This is a genomic window from Pseudomonas sp. BN515, from assembly GCF_029873155.1.
Classification (GTDB): domain Bacteria; phylum Pseudomonadota; class Gammaproteobacteria; order Pseudomonadales; family Pseudomonadaceae; genus Metapseudomonas.
In genome coordinates this window covers 1-14604 of sequence record NZ_SSOH01000040.1, presented here as the reverse complement: position 1 = coordinate 14604, position 14604 = coordinate 1, and the positions used below count along the sequence as shown (strand labels likewise).

Here is a 14604-nt window from a genome sequence, read left to right as displayed (position 1 = left end):
GGGTGGCGCCGCACGGCTCCACCCGACCTCACAAAGGTTTGCGTCATGGTTCAAGTACTGTTGGCTACCGCATTGCTATCCATCGCCCTGGGTGCGCTTTCCGGCTTTGCGGTGCTCGCCGCTGTCGACTACCCGGCGATGCTGCGCGCCGTAGGCGTTATCAACCCGATGCGGCTACGCCAGGCGCACCTGGACTGGATCATCATGGGGACGGTAATGGCCGTCACCGCACTGGCCGTTCCCGAGCTTCCCGGCTGGTCCGCCGCGCTGGTGATATTCGGTGGGGTGATTAACCCGCTGACATTCGTCCCAATGGCGTTTTCCAAGAAAGTGGACAGCACCAAGGCGTTTCGCCTGGTTTCATTCATCTCCTTTGTGTCGCTCACCACGGGGTTGGTTGCTGCAGCGGTGTCGTTCATCCGCGCCTGATCGACCGCGCCAGCAAGGCCCAGACGCCACTGTTCCATCAACGGCGTGCTGTGCAGCTGCTGCAGCGGTTCAGCGCGATGCGCAAGCGATCACTTCAACGAGCAATGCAGGATCGGCCAGCTTCGCCTCGCCGCATGCCCGAGCCGGGGCGTGGCCTGCTGGCACCCAGGCGTCCCAGACGGCATTCATCGCCGCGAAGTCGCTCATGTCGGCAAGCCAGATGGTCACTTGAAGCAGTTTTTCCCGTGATGAGCCGGCTTCCTCAAGCAACGTGTCGAGCCGTGCCAGGGCATCGCGGGTCTGCTCGGCGACATCATGGTGCGGTTCACCGACCTGCCCGGCCAGGTACACGGTGTTGCCGTGAATGACGATCTGGCTCATGCGCGAATTGGTGCGGGCGCGTTCGATTCTTTCCATAGCGGGGTCTCCCGTGAAAGGGTGCGATTCAGAAACGTTGCACTGAAAAACTGTCCAGCCAGCGCGGGGGCTTGCCTGCGATGCAATCCGCCACCAACTGGCCGGTCGCCCCTGCCAGCGTGAGGCCCAGGTGCTGATGACCGAAGGCGTAGATCAGTCGAGGCTCATTGGGCGAAGGGCCGATAACCGGCAAGGAGTCCGGAAGGGACGGACGAAAGCCCAGCCATCTGCGCGCGACCGGCACCGTCAGCCCCAGTACTCGCCGTACATGGTGTTCCAGGTAGTCAAAGCGTGCGGGGTTGGCCGGGTCCTTGATCGAGCCCAGCTCCACTGTGCCCGCTACCCGCAGACGACCTGCCATAGGGGTCATGTAGAACGCGCTTTCCACCGGGCAGCAGGGGCGATTGAGCAAGGCTTCCGGCAGGTCGAACTCGATGTGGTAACCGCGCTCCGTATCCAGCGGGATGCGGTCGCCGACCTGTTGCGCCAGCGCGGCGGACCAGGCACCGCCACAGACCACAACACGGTCAGCACGATAGGCCGCGCCTTCGGCACAGGTCAGGTAAAGCCCGGCTGCCTGGCGTTGGATGTCAATGACGGTCGCCGCCTGCAGCACACCCTCGGCCACCAGGGGCGCCGCCAATGCTTCGATGAAGGCTCGCGGGTCATCCATGTGCGATGAGTCTGGGAACAGGAGACCAGCCACTGCCCTGCCGGCGAGATGCGGCTCCAGTTGGTCCACCTCGGCGGCACTCAGCTCTTGCTGGGCGATGCCGAGGGAACGCCGCAGCTCGATAGCCGCTTGGGCACCGGCGAAGCTTGCCTCGGAGCCATAGAGGTAGAGGCAGCCGTTGTGACGCAGGTGTTGGTTCGCTTGGGGACTGTCCTCCAGCAGCGGCGCGTAACCGCTGTAAGTCCGCTGGAGAATCCGGGCCAACGCCTGAGTGTTGGACTCACAGCGCGACGCACGGCATTCATTGAGAAATCGCAACAGCCAGGGCATCAACTGGGGCAGTCGCTTCCAGTTGATGACGAAGGGAGAACCCGGCGAAAACAACAGCGACGGGATGGCCTTCAGCAATGAGGGCTGGGCGATCGGCATCACACCATAGGGCGCCAGGGTGCCGGCATTACCGTAGGAGGCCCCGGATGCCACGCCCTCACGCTCGAGCAACAGCACCTGATAGCCCTGGCGGCGCAACCACAGTGCGGTGGCAACGCCGACAACGCCTGCGCCGATAACTGCGATTTCACAATGAATCGGTTGTGTCATGTCCTCAGATCCGGTTGTGCATGTAGAGATGCCCCTGGCGCGCCAGCTGGCTGATTTCCTTCAGTGCCTTGACCAACTGATCCCGCGACAGCGCAGCCGAGATATTGATGCGCACCGCCTGCGGGGAGAGCTCAGGGCGAAGGGTGAAGGCGCCGCCTGCGAGCAGGACCACGCCGCGGTCCTGGCAAAGACGGGCGAAGCGCGAACCGGTCCAGGGCTCTGGAAGAATCAGCCAGGCATGGGTGCCGGTGGCGCTGTGTTGGAACTCCAGCCCGTCGAGGTGAGCGGCCAAGAGTGCTTGCCTGCTGCGCAGCTCTTCGCGCTGTTCCGCGACCAACTCCTCGGCGTGACCGTCTTCGATCAGGCGAGTAGCAATGAGCGCGGTGAAGGGTGACGTGCTCCAGCAATCGATGCGCTGCATGGCGGCGATGTCCTGCACCAACGCCTGCGGCGCCATGACGAAGCCCATGCGCAACCCCGGCGCAATGCATTTGGACAGGGCGGACACGTAGATGGTCCGTTCCGGCAGCATTGAAGCAATGGGCGGTGGCGACTGGTCCAGCAAGGGCCGATAGACGTCGTCCTCGATGACCAGCAGGTTGGTCTCGCGGATCACCGCTGCCAGTTCCTCGCGACGCTCGGTGTCCAGGGTGATGGCGGTCGGGTTATGGATCGACGGCACCAGGAACAACAGTCGCGGCTGATGTTCGGTACAGGCCTCGCGCAACGCATCCGGACACATACCCCGCGCATCGGAGTCGACCCCGACCAGGATCAGCCCCAGGGAACGGCAGAGCGCATTGATGCCCTGGTAGGTAACACTGTCGGCCAGGATGACGTCGCCGCTGTTGGTCAGGCTCCGCAACGTGCTGGCAATGCCGTGCTGCGCCCCTTCGACAATCAGTACCTGGCCTGCTTCAGCCTGCACGCCGGTGTGGCGCAGCCATTGCGCCGCGGCTTCCCGCGCCCAGAGCGGGCCTTCAGAAGGGTGGTAGTCCTTCATGTCGACGAAGCGCGAATCGCTGGATAAGCGCGGCAGCAATTGCGCGAGCACCCGGTTGAAGCCATCGGTGGCGGGACGGTTGACACTCAGGTCGACCGTTCCCGGGTCATTGCTGGGTGCCGACTGGAACTGCGCCGCCGGGTGACGCGGTTGGGCGACCTGCGTACCCCGCCCGGGCCGGCTTTCCACCAAGCCTTTCTGCTGCAGCACAGCCATCGCCTTGGTAATGGTGGTTATGTTGAGCTCCAGCGCGCTGGCGAACTCACGGTGCGGTGGCAGTCGGTCGCCCGGCTTGAGCTTTCCGCTACGAATCGCTTCAGACAGCGCGTCTGCCAGTTGGGCGTAAAGGGTTTCCGCCGAGTCCCGGTGCAATCCCGCATTGGCCTTCAGCTCGCCCAGCAATTGTTCGAATTGGCTCATGGTGCTTCCTTGATTGTCATGCCATCGGCGAGACAAATAGCAAACTTGTATTGCTTTTTTATCCGATACAAAGGCGATTGACAAGCTAAAATGTGGTGGTTAGTGTGGAGTTGTAATGCTTGTCATGCATCACAATAAAAATAGCTTCAGCCTCAACGGACACGCACATGACTCTCGTATACCTAAAGCCAGGCATGCCCTCGGCAACCCCGTCGCACCGCAGCCCCAGCGCCTTGGCGGGCGCCACAGGATACCCGGTGTGCAGCTTCCCCCGCGTTAAATCCTTCTCGGCTTCACCCTGCCCTTCCCTACTGAATGTCATGGCGGAGGCCATCCAATGAACGACACCGGACAAACCCCTGGCAAGGCTGGCGAGCAACGCCTCAGCGGTGCCCTGCGTCAGCGTCACATCACGATGATCTCCCTCGGCGGCATTATCGGCGCGGGTCTTTTCGTCGGCAGCAGCGCCACCATCCAGGCCATCGGCCCGGCGGCGTTCCTCAGTTATCTTGCCGCTGGCATCGTCGTGATGCTGGTGATGCGCATGCTCGGCGAGATGGCGGTGGCCCTGCCAGGCGTCGGCTCGTTCACCGAGTACGCTCGCATCGGCCTGGGCAACTGGGTGGGATTCACCAGCGGATGGTTGTACTGGTACTTCTGGGTGATTGTCGTCGCGGTGGAGGCCGTGGTCGGTGCCAACATCCTCGGGCAGTGGATTCCGCTGCCGCCGTGGATGATCGGCTTGGCGCTGCTGGCGATCATGACCGCCATCAACTGCCTGTCGGTGAAGTCATACGGCGAGTTCGAGTACTGGTTCGCGTCACTGAAAGTCTTCGCGATCATCGTCTTCATCGGTGTGGCAGCGGCCTACCTCTTCGGTTTTGCACTCAGCACCAGTGCGCTGCTCGACAACCTGGTGAACGACCGCGGTTTCATGCCCTTTGGCGTGAGCGCGATCCTGGCAGGGGTACCGACGGTGATCTTCGCCGTGGGCGGGGCGGAGATCGCCACCATCGCCGCTGCCGAGTCGGATGATCCCTCCAAGAACGTCGCGAACATGACCCGCTCGGTGATCTTCCGCGTGATCACCTTCTATGTCGGCTCGATCTTCCTGATCGTCTGCGTGGTGCCCTGGGGCCAGATCGTGGCCGGGCATTCACCATTCGTGGCGGCGCTGGATGTCATGCGCATCCCCGGCGCGTCGATGATCATGGAAGCCGTGGTCCTGGTGGCCGTGCTCTCGGCACTGAACTCCGGGCTGTACGTGTCGTCGCGGATTCTCTTCGGCCTCAGCCAGCGCGGTGACGCACCGGCCAGGCTGTCCACCCTGACCGGGCGCAAAGTGCCGCGGGCGGCCGTGCTGCTGAGCAGTGTGATCGGCTACATCGCCATCATGGCGGCGATCATTTCGCCCCAGGGCGTGTTCCTCTTCCTGGTGAACGCATCCGGCGCCGTGATGCTCTTCGTGTACCTGGCGGTCGCCCTGGCGCAAATCCGCGTGCGCCGCCGCATCGAGGCCACGGAGCCAGCGCGGCTGACCCTCCGCATGTGGCTGTTCCCCTGGCTTTCCTATGCTGTGGTAGCGGTGATTGCCGGTGTCCTTGCCGCCATGGCCTTCCAGGAATCCCTGCGGACGCAATTCCTGGCCAGCCTGGTGAGTCTTGCCGTGGTGTCTGGCTGCTATCTGTTGCTCAAACGTCGGCGCGTGGAGGGCGACAAGCCTCTCGCCCGTGCCAACGCCAACCTGGCTGGCGTGACCCCACGATCCTGACGCCCCGGGAAGGTTGGGCCAAGGATGGCCTCGTGTTGTTCGGCTGTATCAGTCTCCACAACCATTCGCACACAGGTGATCTATGTCCGACTTCAAATTCGACGCACGCGGTATTTCGCGGCGCAACCTGCTCAAGGTCACGGGTTACGGCTCGATGGCTGTCCTGCTCGGCAGCGCCATGGGACGCCTTCCCGCTGTTCAGGCGGCCGACAAACCGATCAAGACCATTCGCCCCGGCTACCTGACGGCGGCCTGCCTGGGTGACATGCCCCTTGGCGCAGTGCGCGACGGGCAGCCGATCGGCACCGACCTGGAACTCCTGAAACTCATCGCCGATCGCCTTGAACTCAAGCTCGATGTCCTGACCATGGGCTTCCCCGCCGTGATCGAAGCCGTCCGGTCCGGGCGTGCCGACTGGTTCGGCGGCAACTTCGCCTGGAATCCCATGCGCTCGAAAATCCTGCTGCTGACCGATGCCGTGTTTTACACCGGCGCCTACGTGATCATGCGCGAGGACGAACCCTTCAAGGACTCTCTCACCATCGCGGATCTGCGGGGCCGGACCCTGGGCAGCAATACCGGCTACTTCATCATCCCGGACATGAAAAGGGTGGAAGGCGTGAAGGAAGTGAAGCTCTATGACAGCACCGACGCCTGCCTGCGCGACGTACGCGCCGGGCGCCTGGACTTCGCCGTCCTGGATGCGCCGACCATCGACTACATGATCCTCCAGGACCCCAGCCTCAAGCTGAAGCAGGTGCCCATCCAGTTCGACGAGAAGTTCCCCAGCCTGACCGCCAAGTTCGAGGCGATATGGGGCATCCATCCAGAAAACCAGGACCTGTTCGATGCCGTGAACCAGGGGCTGCGCTGGCTGAAGAGCACCGACCAGGTCCGCCCGGTCCTCGCCAAGTACGGCATCAAGAACCCCGATTACCTCGTGCCCCTGCCCAAAGACCAGCGCATCGGCGTGGACCGGGATGAGAAAGGCAATCTGATCGGGCCCTTCGAGCACCCCATGCGCGATTTCAGCCAGGCCTTCTCTTGAGATCCGGTTGCTGACCGCACTCGTCACTTCAACCACGGGAAATGCTCATGGCTGAATCCACTCCGCTGGTACGAATCGAAGGGCTGCACAAGTCCTATGGCCACCTGGACGTCCTCAAAGGCATCGACCTCAATGTGCAACAGGGCCAGAAAATCTCCCTTATCGGGCCCAGCGGGTCCGGTAAGACCACCCTACTCCGCTGCATCAATTACCTGGAGGAGCCAACCCGGGGCAGCATCTACATCGACAATGAACTGATCGGCCAGCGCCAGGTGGGCACCCGCAAGGTGCCCATGGGTGACAAGGACCTGGCACGGATGCGCGCCGAAATCGGCATGGTGTTCCAGCGCTTCAACCTGTTCCCCCACCTCAGCGTGCTGGAAAACATCATCCTGGGGCCGCTCAAGGTCCAGCAACGGGATCGCGCCGAGGCCATCGAACAGGCCGAGGACCTGCTGAAGAAGGTGGGCATGCTGGCCAAGCGGGACGCCTATCCGGACCAGCTCTCCGGTGGGCAGCAGCAACGCATCGCCATCGCCCGCGCGCTGGCGATGCGGCCCAAGCTGATGCTCTTCGACGAGGCCACCTCGGCGCTCGATCCGGAGCTGGTGGGTGAAGTCCTCGCGGTGATGCGCAAGCTCGCCGAAGAAGGCATGACCATGATCATCGTGACCCACGAAATGAGCTTCGCCGAAAGCGTCTCCGACCAGGTGATTTTCATGGCCGACGGCAACATCGTCGAACAGGGACCACCCCAGCAGATATTCCGCGACAGCCAGGTCGAGCGGACCCGCGCGTTCATCTGCGCCGTGAAGGAGCACTGATCGATGCTGGAAATCGCTGGTCTCGAAAGAACGCTCGAACTGTTGCCCTACTTCCTCAAGGTACTTGGCATCGGCGCCCTGACGACCATAGGTCTGACGGGGGCCGCATTCGTGGTCGCCGCGGTCCTCGGTTTCTGCCTGGCCCTGATGCGACTGTCCCGCAATCCTGCCCTCGGCCTGATTGCCAGCCTGTACCTGGAGGTGTTCCGCAACATCCCCATCCTGACGCAGCTGTTCATCCTCTACTTTGGCCTGACCTATATCGGCATAACGCTGCCCGCCATCGGTGCCGCAATCATCGGCTTCGGCCTGAACGGTGCGGCGATCCTCTCGGAGGTGTTTCGCTCCAGCATTCTCACCATCGACCGGGGTCAGAGCGAAGCCGCATTCTCCATCGGCATGACGCGCCGTATGGCGCTGCGCATCATCGTGCTGCCCCAGGCATTCAAGGTGGCGATTCCAGGGATGGCCAACTTCGCCATCGGCTTGCTCAAGGACACGTCGCTGGCATCAGCGGCAGCTGTCCCGGAGCTCACCTTCAAGGCGCGGATGCTGGTCAGCGAGACCTACCAGACCAACACCATCTACTTCCTGCTGGCCATCATCTATCTGGTGCTGAGCCTGGCGCTCTCCCACTGGGCGGCTCGTACCGAACGACGCCTCAGCATCGCCAAGGAGAACTGATATGAGCTACGCAGAACTCTGGAGCGCGGCACAGGCGGAACTGCTGGTGGCGGCCTGGGCCACGTTGCAACTGGCGTTCGGTGCGCTGGTGATCGGCCTGCTGGTCGGTCTGCTGGTGGCACTGGCACGGCTCTCGGGCAGCGCCGTGCTGCGCCGCGCCGCGCTGATCTACATCGAAGTCTTCCGTGGCACCCCTGCCCTGGTTCAGCTGTTCATCGTCTACTTCACCTTGACCGAAGTGGGCATTCACTTCAGCTCGTTCCAGGCAGCCATGATCGGCCTGGGCCTGAACGCCGCGGCCTACCTCTCGGAGATCTACCGAGCGGGCCTGCAAGCCGTTCCCAAGGGGCAGGTGGAAGCGGCAAAGGCCATCGGCATGACCCGCATGAAGATCCTGCGCTGGGTGGTACTACCGCAAGCGATTCGCATCGTCCTGGCGCCTATTGGCAACGTAGCGATCTCGCTACTCAAGGACACCTCGGTGGCCTCGTTGATCGCCGCGCCGGACCTGATGCTCAGGGCACAGGATCTGAGCTCGGTGTACTTCATGCCGCTGGAGATCTATGTCCTGGTGGGGGCGATGTACTTCGTGCTCTGTTACCCGCTTTCGCTCGGCGTGCGCCTGCTTGAGCGCAAGACAAGGCATTGAGCCCAGAACGGCCGTCAACCTGGCGTTACGCGGCCAGGCGCAATGCCGCCCAAACGAAGAAGCCCGCATAAGCGGGCTTCTTTGTCTTGGTGGGACTGACTTCAGTGGAGGTCAGTACTCAAGCTTGGTGTACCGAAGCCTTCCAGGGATCCCTGCATGATGGCTCCTTGCCGATCCACTTATTGACGATGGCAAATTGACACTTGCCAGCGCGTGGAATTTACAACGAGATGTGTCATATGGCCACTACGAAGCTGTCGCCGATCGTTCGCTTGGCGGTTGCAAGGTTATGGGGGCGCAATCGTCTGCCCAGATAGAAAGCCCCCCATAACGGCGCCGCCCCAAGCGAACGATTTCGCCCCCACAGGAAATAAGGAAGCGTTGCGACACGGCTCTGTCATGTGTGCGGAAAGTGGATAGAACGGGTTCGCCCCTGCGAACGAAACTATCCCCGCGGCCTGGTAGCAACCTGCTGCTGGCGCGCGCTCATTCCGAAACCATGAACCTTCCGAGGCTTGTATGAACACCCCCGCCGAGCAACTGGAGCAACGGCTAAAACAACAAAAAATCACCGAAGTCGAGTGCCTGGTCAGCGACCTGACCGGCATCGCCCGCGGGAAGATCTCCCCTACCAACAAGTTCCTCGGCGAAGGCGGCATGCGGCTCCCGGAAAGCGTCCTGCTGCAAACGGTCACCGGTGATTTCGTTGACGACGACGTCTACTACGACCTGCTGGACGAAGCCGACATCGACATGTTCTGCCGTCCCGACCCCGACGCGATTTTCCTCGTGCCCTGGGCGTTGGAGCCGACCGCCATGGTCTTCCACGACACCTTCGACCGGTACGGCAATCCGATCGAGCTGTCGCCGCGCAACGTACTCAAGCGCGTCCTGAAGCTGTATGCGGACAAGGGTTGGAGGCCGGTCGTGGCGCCGGAGATGGAGTTCTATCTGACCAAGCGCAGCAGCGACCCGGACTTCCCCCTTGAAGCGCCCGTGGGCCGTTCCGGGCGCCCGGAAAGCGGTCGCCAGAGCTTCTCCATCGATGCCACCAACGAGTTCGACCCGCTGTTCGAGGACGTCTACGACTGGTGCGAAGCGCAGGGGCTGGACCTGGACACGCTGATCCATGAAGACGGCCCGGCGCAGATGGAGATCAACTTCCGTCACGGCGACGCACTGAGCCTGGCCGACCAGATCACCGTGTTCAAACGCACCATGCGCGAAGCCGCGCTCAAGCACGATGTGAGCGCGACCTTCATGGCCAAGCCCATCACCGATGAACCGGGCAGCGCGATGCACATCCACCAGAGCGTTCTGGATGTCGCCACCGGCAAGAACATCTTCGCCAACGCCGATGGCTCCAAGAGCGAACTGTTCCTCCACTTCATCGGCGGCCTGCAGAAGTACATTCCGAAGGTGCTGCCGATGTTCGCGCCGAACGTGAACTCCTTCCGTCGCTTCCTGCCGGACACCTCGGCCCCGGTGAACGTCGAGTGGGGCGAGGAAAACCGCACCGTAGGGCTGCGTGTTCCGCCCTCCTCGCCCGAGGCGATGCGGGTCGAGAACCGCCTGCCCGGCGCAGACGCCAACCCCTACCTCGCGCTGGCCGCCAGCCTGCTCTGCGGCTACCTGGGCATGGTCGAGAAAGTTGCCCCCAGCACCCCGGTGCAAGGGCGTGGCTATGAGCGCCGCAACCTGCGTCTGCCGATCACCATCGAGGACGCGCTGGCCCAGATGGAAGACTGCGAAGTGCTCGGTGAGTACCTGGGCCGCAAGTTCGTGCAGGGCTACGTGGCCGTGAAACGCACCGAACACGAGAACTACAAGCGGGTGATCAGTTCCTGGGAGCGCGAGTTCCTGCTGCTGAGCGTCTAACCCGCCCCTCCGCCATCACAACAAAAATTCGGGAGTCGATATGAGACTGCTGCGCTACCTTGCGCCCTTTGCCCTGGCCACGATGGCCCAGGTCGCCCACGCTGAACCGACGATCAGCGTCTACAACTGGACCGATTACATAGCGCCCGACACCCTGGGCGAATTCCAGAAGACCACCGGTATCAAGCCGATCTACGACGTCTTCGATTCCAACGAAACCCTGGAGGGCAAGCTGCTCGCGGGCCGTTCGGGTTACGACGTGGTGGTGCCGTCCAACCACTTCCTCACCCGCCAGGTGCAGGCCGGGGTTTTCCTCGAACTCGACCGCAGCAAGCTGCCGAACTGGAAGCACCTGGACCCGAAGCTGCTCAAGCTGCTGGAACAGAACGACCCGGGTAATCGCCATTCGGTGCCCTACCTGTGGGGCACCAACGGCATCGGCTACAACGTCGAGAAGGTCAAGCAGGTGCTGGGCGTCGACCACATCGACTCCTGGTCGGTGATGTTCGAGCCGGAGAACCTGAAGAAACTGCATGCGTGCGGCGTCGCCTTCATGGACTCCCCCGACGAGATGATCCCCTCGGTGCTCAACTACATGGGCCTGGACCCCAACAGCACCAACCCGGCCGATTACCCGAAAGCCGAGGCCAAGCTCGCGGCGGTGCGCCCCTACGTCACCTACTTCCACTCGTCCAAGTACATCTCGGATCTGGCCAACGGCGACATCTGCGTGGCCTTCGGCTACTCCGGAGACGTATTCCAGGCGGCGGCGCGGGCGAAGGAAGCCAAGAATGGTATCGAGATCGCCTACAGCATTCCCAAGGAAGGCGCGAACCTGTGGTTCGACCTGATGGCCATCCCGTCCGATTCGAAAAACCCGGACCAGGCGCTGGCGTTCATCAACTACATCCTGGAGCCCAAGGTGATCGCCGGCATCAGCGAGTACGTCGGCTACCCCAGCGCCAACGTCGACGCCAAGACGCTGCTCGCCCCGGAGATGCAGAACAACCCCGAGGTCTATCCGAGCCAGGCTGTGCTCGACAAGCTGTACATCGCCAAGGCGCCGCCGCCCAGGATCATGCGCCTGATGACCCGCAGCTGGAGCAAGATCAAGTTCAACCAATGAATCGAGAACGAGCCATGACTCACACCGAGGAGCATGCTGCGTCCTATTACGCCGCAACCGCCCGAGACAAACAGCTGTATCCCTCGCTCGCGGGGGACATTCGTGCGGACGTTTGCGTCGTCGGCGGTGGGCTCACAGGCGTCAACACGGCACTGGAGCTGGCCCAGCGCGGCCACTCCGTCGTGCTGCTGGAAGCCCGGCGCATCGGTTGGGGCGCCAGCGGACGCAACGGCGGCCAACTGATACGCGGCATCGGCCACGACGTCAGTGGCTTCGCCAAGTACGTGGGCGAGGAAGGAGTCCGCTACCTGGAACGCGCGGGCCTCGACTCGGTGACCCTGGTGGCGAAGCGCATCCGTGACCTGAACATCGACTGCGACCTGCGCTGGGGCTTCTGCGAGCTGGCCAATACCCCCGCCCAGTTCGCCGCCATGGCCGAGGAGCAAGCGGAGCTGAATGCGCTGGGCTATCCCCATCAGACCCGGCTTGTGGGCGCCAGCCAGATGCGTGAGGTGGTGGCAAGCCATTGCTACGCCGGCGGCCTGATCGACATGGGCTCAGGCCATCTGCATCCGCTGGACCTGGTAAAGGGCGAAGCGCGCGCGGCCAAGGCCTTCGGCGCACAGATCTTCGAGCAGAGCCCGGTGCTGCGCATCGAGCACGGCAAGACCGCGATCGTCCACTGCGCGCAGGGACGCGTGCTGGCGGACAACCTGGTGCTTGGCTGCAATGCGCACCTGGACGAGCTGGAACCCAGGCTGACCGGCAAGGTGCTGCCCGCCGGCAGCTACGTGATCGCCACTGAGCCGTTGTCCGAGGAGCTGGCGGCACAGCTGATCCCGCAGAACATGGCGTTGTGCGACCAGAAGGTGGGGTTGGACTACTACCGCCTGACGGCTGATCGGCGCCTGCTCTTCGGAGGCGCGTGCCATTACTCCGGCCGGGACCCGAAGGACATCGGCGCCTACATGCGGCCGAAGGTGCTCAAGGTATTTCCCCAGCTTGCGCAGGTGCGGATCGACTACCAGTGGGGCGGCATGATCGGGATCACCGCCAATCGCTTCCCTCAGGTAGGACGGCTCAAGGCGCATCCGAACGTGTTCTTCGCCCAAGGGTATTCCGGTCACGGACTGAACGTGACGCACTGGTCGGCCAAGCTGCTGGCAGAAGCCATCCATAGCGGTCAAAGCAAGGGGCTGGACCTGTTCAGCGCGGTGCCGCATCTCACCTTCCCGGGTGGCAAGCTGCTGCGCTCCCCGCTGCTGGCGCTGGGCATGGCGTGGTATCGGGTGCGGGAGTTGCTGGGCTGATAAATCGGCCCTTGTAGGATGGGTGGAGCCTGGGCGATATCCAGGCTGCGGCGAAGGCGAATGATGGGTATCGCTTCGCTCCACGCCATCCTGCGGTCTATGCCAACGATCAGGCCCGGCCGCCCTGCTTGACGGTGGTCTTGGGGTATTCGCCGAAGAGTGCGTGGTAGGACTGGGAGAAACGGCCCAGGTGCCAGAACGACCACTTCATGGCCACTTCGGCCACCGTCATGCCCGACTCGGCGGCGCCCAGCAAGTCGCGGCGAGCCGCATTCAGGCGACGGTTTCTGAGCCACACGATGGGCGGGATGCCGGCATAACGCAGGAAGGATTGCTGCAGGCTGCGCGGCGAGACGCCCGCTTTCGCGGCCAGCTCGGTCATCCCGAAGTTCTCTTCGGGGCAATCGTTCACCACTTCCTTGACCCGCTGCACGACCCGTTTGGCCTGGACGATGGAGCGCGAGCGATGCCCGTCGCCCAACGGAGCCTCGCAGAGCAGGGAGAAGCAGTCAGACACGATGGTTTGCGCGACGCCGGGAGCATCCATGTGGTGCTGGCCGCCGGACGCGCCAGTGAGCATGTTGCTGAGCGAGGCCGCAACCGACCTGCAGTTGTCGGATCGAAGCGGCGTCAGCACCAGGTCAGCGAACCCATCCAGCGGTTGACCCCACTGCCCCGCCTGCTTGATCACCACCGCCACCTCGCGGTAGTTCTCCGGCGTGACCCAGGCATTGCGGGTCTCGCCATCGAGCAGATAGAGCGTGTTTTCCGACATGTCGAAGCTGAAGACCAGGGCGCCGGGGGGAGCATGGAATTCCTGCTCCACACGAAGGTTCATCTGCTCTTCATAGAGCTCGATCCCCTCGACTTCGGCATGCAGGATTCGCCCCGCGAATCGCCCGGCAGACATCTGCGTGTACTGCTGCTCCCAACCGGGAATGGCTATCCGCTGCTGATCTACTTCTTGTGCTTCGACAACCCTGATTACCATACCCAGGCCTGCTGGTTTCTTAGGCCCGGAAGGCTATCAACCGCCATGAGCCACGTGCAAGTCGGGAAGTGCGTGGCCGTTATCGATGAGAAGCGCCTAGGGTTGTGCTCCGACTCCAGCAAGCCAGGTGCAGCGTCGATCAATTCCTGCATGAGCGGAGCCAGGGCCGCCACGCATTCGCAAGGCTCCGACTTCATGCGGCTGAGTTCCATCGCGCGGTCGATGAATCTGCTCAATATCAGGTTCGGCACGTGCCCTGCCCTCCGAAAGCTCCGGTCGGTCTGATCACGGGCAAGGGGATTTCCGGCTTTCCCGCAACGAAACTCAATGTAGTAGGTTTTCGTGCCGATACCGGACGTACGCAGGGAGCAAGGCCGACCTCTCTGGCTCGATCTGGATCGTAGGGTGCGCTGCGCGCACCAACTCCGGGATCGCTTCCGGCACCAGGTCAAACCGCCGGTACGCACGGTGTTCAGCCGGGGGACATAGGTAACGGGTGTCGGGAGACATAGGTAACGCATTTAGGCTTACGGGATCCGTCGAATGAGGAGTTCGAGCGATGCCGTGGCAGGAGTGCACCACCATGTCGATTCGGCGTGAATTTGTGTGGTTGGCTGAACAGCCGCAGAGCAATGTCCGCGAGCTGTGCCGACGCTATGGCATCAGTGCGAAGACGGCCTACAAGTGGCTGAACCGGCACCGCGCGCAAGGCGAGGCGGGGCTTGAAGACCGCTCCCGTCGGCCCTTGAACAGTCCGGCGCGCAGTTCCCCCGCGCTGGAG

The 14604-nt window shown here is 62.8% G+C and carries 15 protein-coding genes; 11 read left to right on the top strand and 4 right to left on the bottom strand.

Going from position 1 to position 14604, the window contains the following annotated elements:
• The first annotated feature begins 45 nt into the window (after positions 1–45).
• Positions 46–429 (top strand): hypothetical protein, encoded by a 384-nt coding sequence (locus E8E91_RS10405; protein ID WP_280375685.1) that lies wholly within the window; start codon positions 46–48, stop codon positions 427–429.
• Positions 430–498: 69 nt separating this feature from the next.
• Here the strand turns inward: E8E91_RS10405 and E8E91_RS10400 are convergent, their stop codons facing one another.
• Genes E8E91_RS10400 through E8E91_RS10390 form a run of 3 tightly spaced genes read right to left on the bottom strand, consistent with a single transcriptional unit; the run spans position 499 to position 3542 of the window.
• The gene (locus E8E91_RS10400; protein ID WP_280375684.1) at positions 499–846 is read right to left on the bottom strand and encodes a RidA family protein; all 348 of its coding nucleotides are present in this window, start codon (positions 844–846) and stop codon (positions 499–501) included.
• 28 nt (positions 847–874) lie between these two features.
• Positions 875–2119 carry an FAD-binding oxidoreductase gene (locus E8E91_RS10395; RefSeq protein WP_280375683.1) on the bottom strand — a complete coding sequence of 415 codons (1245 nt, stop codon included), beginning with the start codon at positions 2117–2119 and terminating at the stop codon, positions 875–877.
• A gap of 4 nt (positions 2120–2123) precedes the next feature.
• Positions 2124–3542, bottom strand: coding sequence for a PLP-dependent aminotransferase family protein (locus tag E8E91_RS10390; RefSeq protein ID WP_280375682.1), 1419 nt, complete (start codon positions 3540–3542; stop codon positions 2124–2126).
• A gap of 337 nt (positions 3543–3879) precedes the next feature.
• On the opposite strand from E8E91_RS10390, the gene E8E91_RS10385 reads away from it, so the two are divergent.
• From E8E91_RS10385 to E8E91_RS10350, 8 genes are all read left to right on the top strand, one after another.
• A complete protein-coding gene (locus E8E91_RS10385) occupies positions 3880–5313 on the top strand; it encodes an amino acid permease (RefSeq protein ID WP_280375680.1) in 1434 nt (477 codons plus the stop codon).
• A gap of 82 nt (positions 5314–5395) precedes the next feature.
• On the top strand, positions 5396–6361 hold the full coding sequence (locus E8E91_RS10380; RefSeq protein ID WP_280375679.1) for a transporter substrate-binding domain-containing protein: 966 nt from the start codon (positions 5396–5398) through the stop codon (positions 6359–6361).
• A 47-nt stretch (positions 6362–6408) separates the two neighbouring features.
• Positions 6409–7185 (top strand): amino acid ABC transporter ATP-binding protein, encoded by a 777-nt coding sequence (locus tag E8E91_RS10375; RefSeq protein WP_280375678.1) that lies wholly within the window; start codon positions 6409–6411, stop codon positions 7183–7185.
• A 3-nt stretch (positions 7186–7188) separates the two neighbouring features.
• Positions 7189–7869, top strand: coding sequence for an amino acid ABC transporter permease (locus E8E91_RS10370; RefSeq protein WP_280375677.1), 681 nt, complete (start codon positions 7189–7191; stop codon positions 7867–7869).
• Position 7870: 1 nt separating this feature from the next.
• Positions 7871–8518 carry an amino acid ABC transporter permease gene (locus E8E91_RS10365; protein WP_280375676.1) on the top strand — a complete coding sequence of 216 codons (648 nt, stop codon included), beginning with the start codon at positions 7871–7873 and terminating at the stop codon, positions 8516–8518.
• Positions 8519–9037: 519 nt separating this feature from the next.
• Positions 9038–10396: a glutamine synthetase family protein gene (locus E8E91_RS10360; protein WP_280375675.1), complete on the top strand. Its 1359-nt coding sequence runs from the start codon at positions 9038–9040 to the stop codon at positions 10394–10396.
• Positions 10397–10436: 40 nt separating this feature from the next.
• Complete coding sequence (locus tag E8E91_RS10355) at positions 10437–11522, top strand: polyamine ABC transporter substrate-binding protein (RefSeq protein WP_280375674.1); 1086 nt, start codon at positions 10437–10439, stop codon at positions 11520–11522.
• 14 nt (positions 11523–11536) lie between these two features.
• A complete protein-coding gene (locus tag E8E91_RS10350) occupies positions 11537–12832 on the top strand; it encodes an FAD-binding oxidoreductase (protein WP_280375673.1) in 1296 nt (431 codons plus the stop codon).
• A gap of 109 nt (positions 12833–12941) precedes the next feature.
• Here E8E91_RS10350 and E8E91_RS10345 read toward each other — a convergent pair whose 3' ends face one another.
• Positions 12942–13670: a helix-turn-helix domain-containing protein gene (locus tag E8E91_RS10345; protein WP_280375672.1), complete on the bottom strand. Its 729-nt coding sequence runs from the start codon at positions 13668–13670 to the stop codon at positions 12942–12944.
• On the opposite strand from E8E91_RS10345, the gene E8E91_RS10340 reads away from it, so the two are divergent.
• A complete protein-coding gene (locus E8E91_RS10340) occupies positions 13641–14108 on the top strand; it encodes a hypothetical protein (protein WP_280375671.1) in 468 nt (155 codons plus the stop codon). The two genes, E8E91_RS10345 and E8E91_RS10340, sit on opposite strands and share 30 nt — an antisense overlap.
• Before the next feature lie 274 nt (positions 14109–14382).
• Positions 14383–14604: leucine zipper domain-containing protein (locus E8E91_RS10335; protein WP_280375670.1), on the top strand; the 222-nt coding region annotated here is incomplete at its 3' end.

What these genes read in the sequence shown, in the direction of transcription:
- E8E91_RS10405 (WP_280375685.1), top strand. Translation starts at nt 46, where the DNA reads ATGGTTCAAGTACTGTTGGCTACCGCATTGCTATCCATCGCCCTGGGT.
- E8E91_RS10400 (WP_280375684.1), bottom strand. Translation starts at nt 846, where the DNA reads ATGGAAAGAATCGAACGCGCCCGCACCAATTCGCGCATGAGCCAGATC.
- E8E91_RS10395 (WP_280375683.1), bottom strand. Translation starts at nt 2,119, where the DNA reads ATGACACAACCGATTCATTGTGAAATCGCAGTTATCGGCGCAGGCGTT.
- E8E91_RS10390 (WP_280375682.1), bottom strand. Translation starts at nt 3,542, where the DNA reads ATGAGCCAATTCGAACAATTGCTGGGCGAGCTGAAGGCCAATGCGGGA.
- E8E91_RS10385 (WP_280375680.1), top strand. Translation starts at nt 3,880, where the DNA reads ATGAACGACACCGGACAAACCCCTGGCAAGGCTGGCGAGCAACGCCTC.
- E8E91_RS10380 (WP_280375679.1), top strand. Translation starts at nt 5,396, where the DNA reads ATGTCCGACTTCAAATTCGACGCACGCGGTATTTCGCGGCGCAACCTG.
- E8E91_RS10375 (WP_280375678.1), top strand. Translation starts at nt 6,409, where the DNA reads ATGGCTGAATCCACTCCGCTGGTACGAATCGAAGGGCTGCACAAGTCC.
- E8E91_RS10370 (WP_280375677.1), top strand. Translation starts at nt 7,189, where the DNA reads ATGCTGGAAATCGCTGGTCTCGAAAGAACGCTCGAACTGTTGCCCTAC.
- E8E91_RS10365 (WP_280375676.1), top strand. Translation starts at nt 7,871, where the DNA reads ATGAGCTACGCAGAACTCTGGAGCGCGGCACAGGCGGAACTGCTGGTG.
- E8E91_RS10360 (WP_280375675.1), top strand. Translation starts at nt 9,038, where the DNA reads ATGAACACCCCCGCCGAGCAACTGGAGCAACGGCTAAAACAACAAAAA.
- E8E91_RS10355 (WP_280375674.1), top strand. Translation starts at nt 10,437, where the DNA reads ATGAGACTGCTGCGCTACCTTGCGCCCTTTGCCCTGGCCACGATGGCC.
- E8E91_RS10350 (WP_280375673.1), top strand. Translation starts at nt 11,537, where the DNA reads ATGACTCACACCGAGGAGCATGCTGCGTCCTATTACGCCGCAACCGCC.
- E8E91_RS10340 (WP_280375671.1), top strand. Translation starts at nt 13,641, where the DNA reads ATGGAATTCCTGCTCCACACGAAGGTTCATCTGCTCTTCATAGAGCTC.
- E8E91_RS10345 (WP_280375672.1), bottom strand. Translation starts at nt 13,670, where the DNA reads ATGAACCTTCGTGTGGAGCAGGAATTCCATGCTCCCCCCGGCGCCCTG.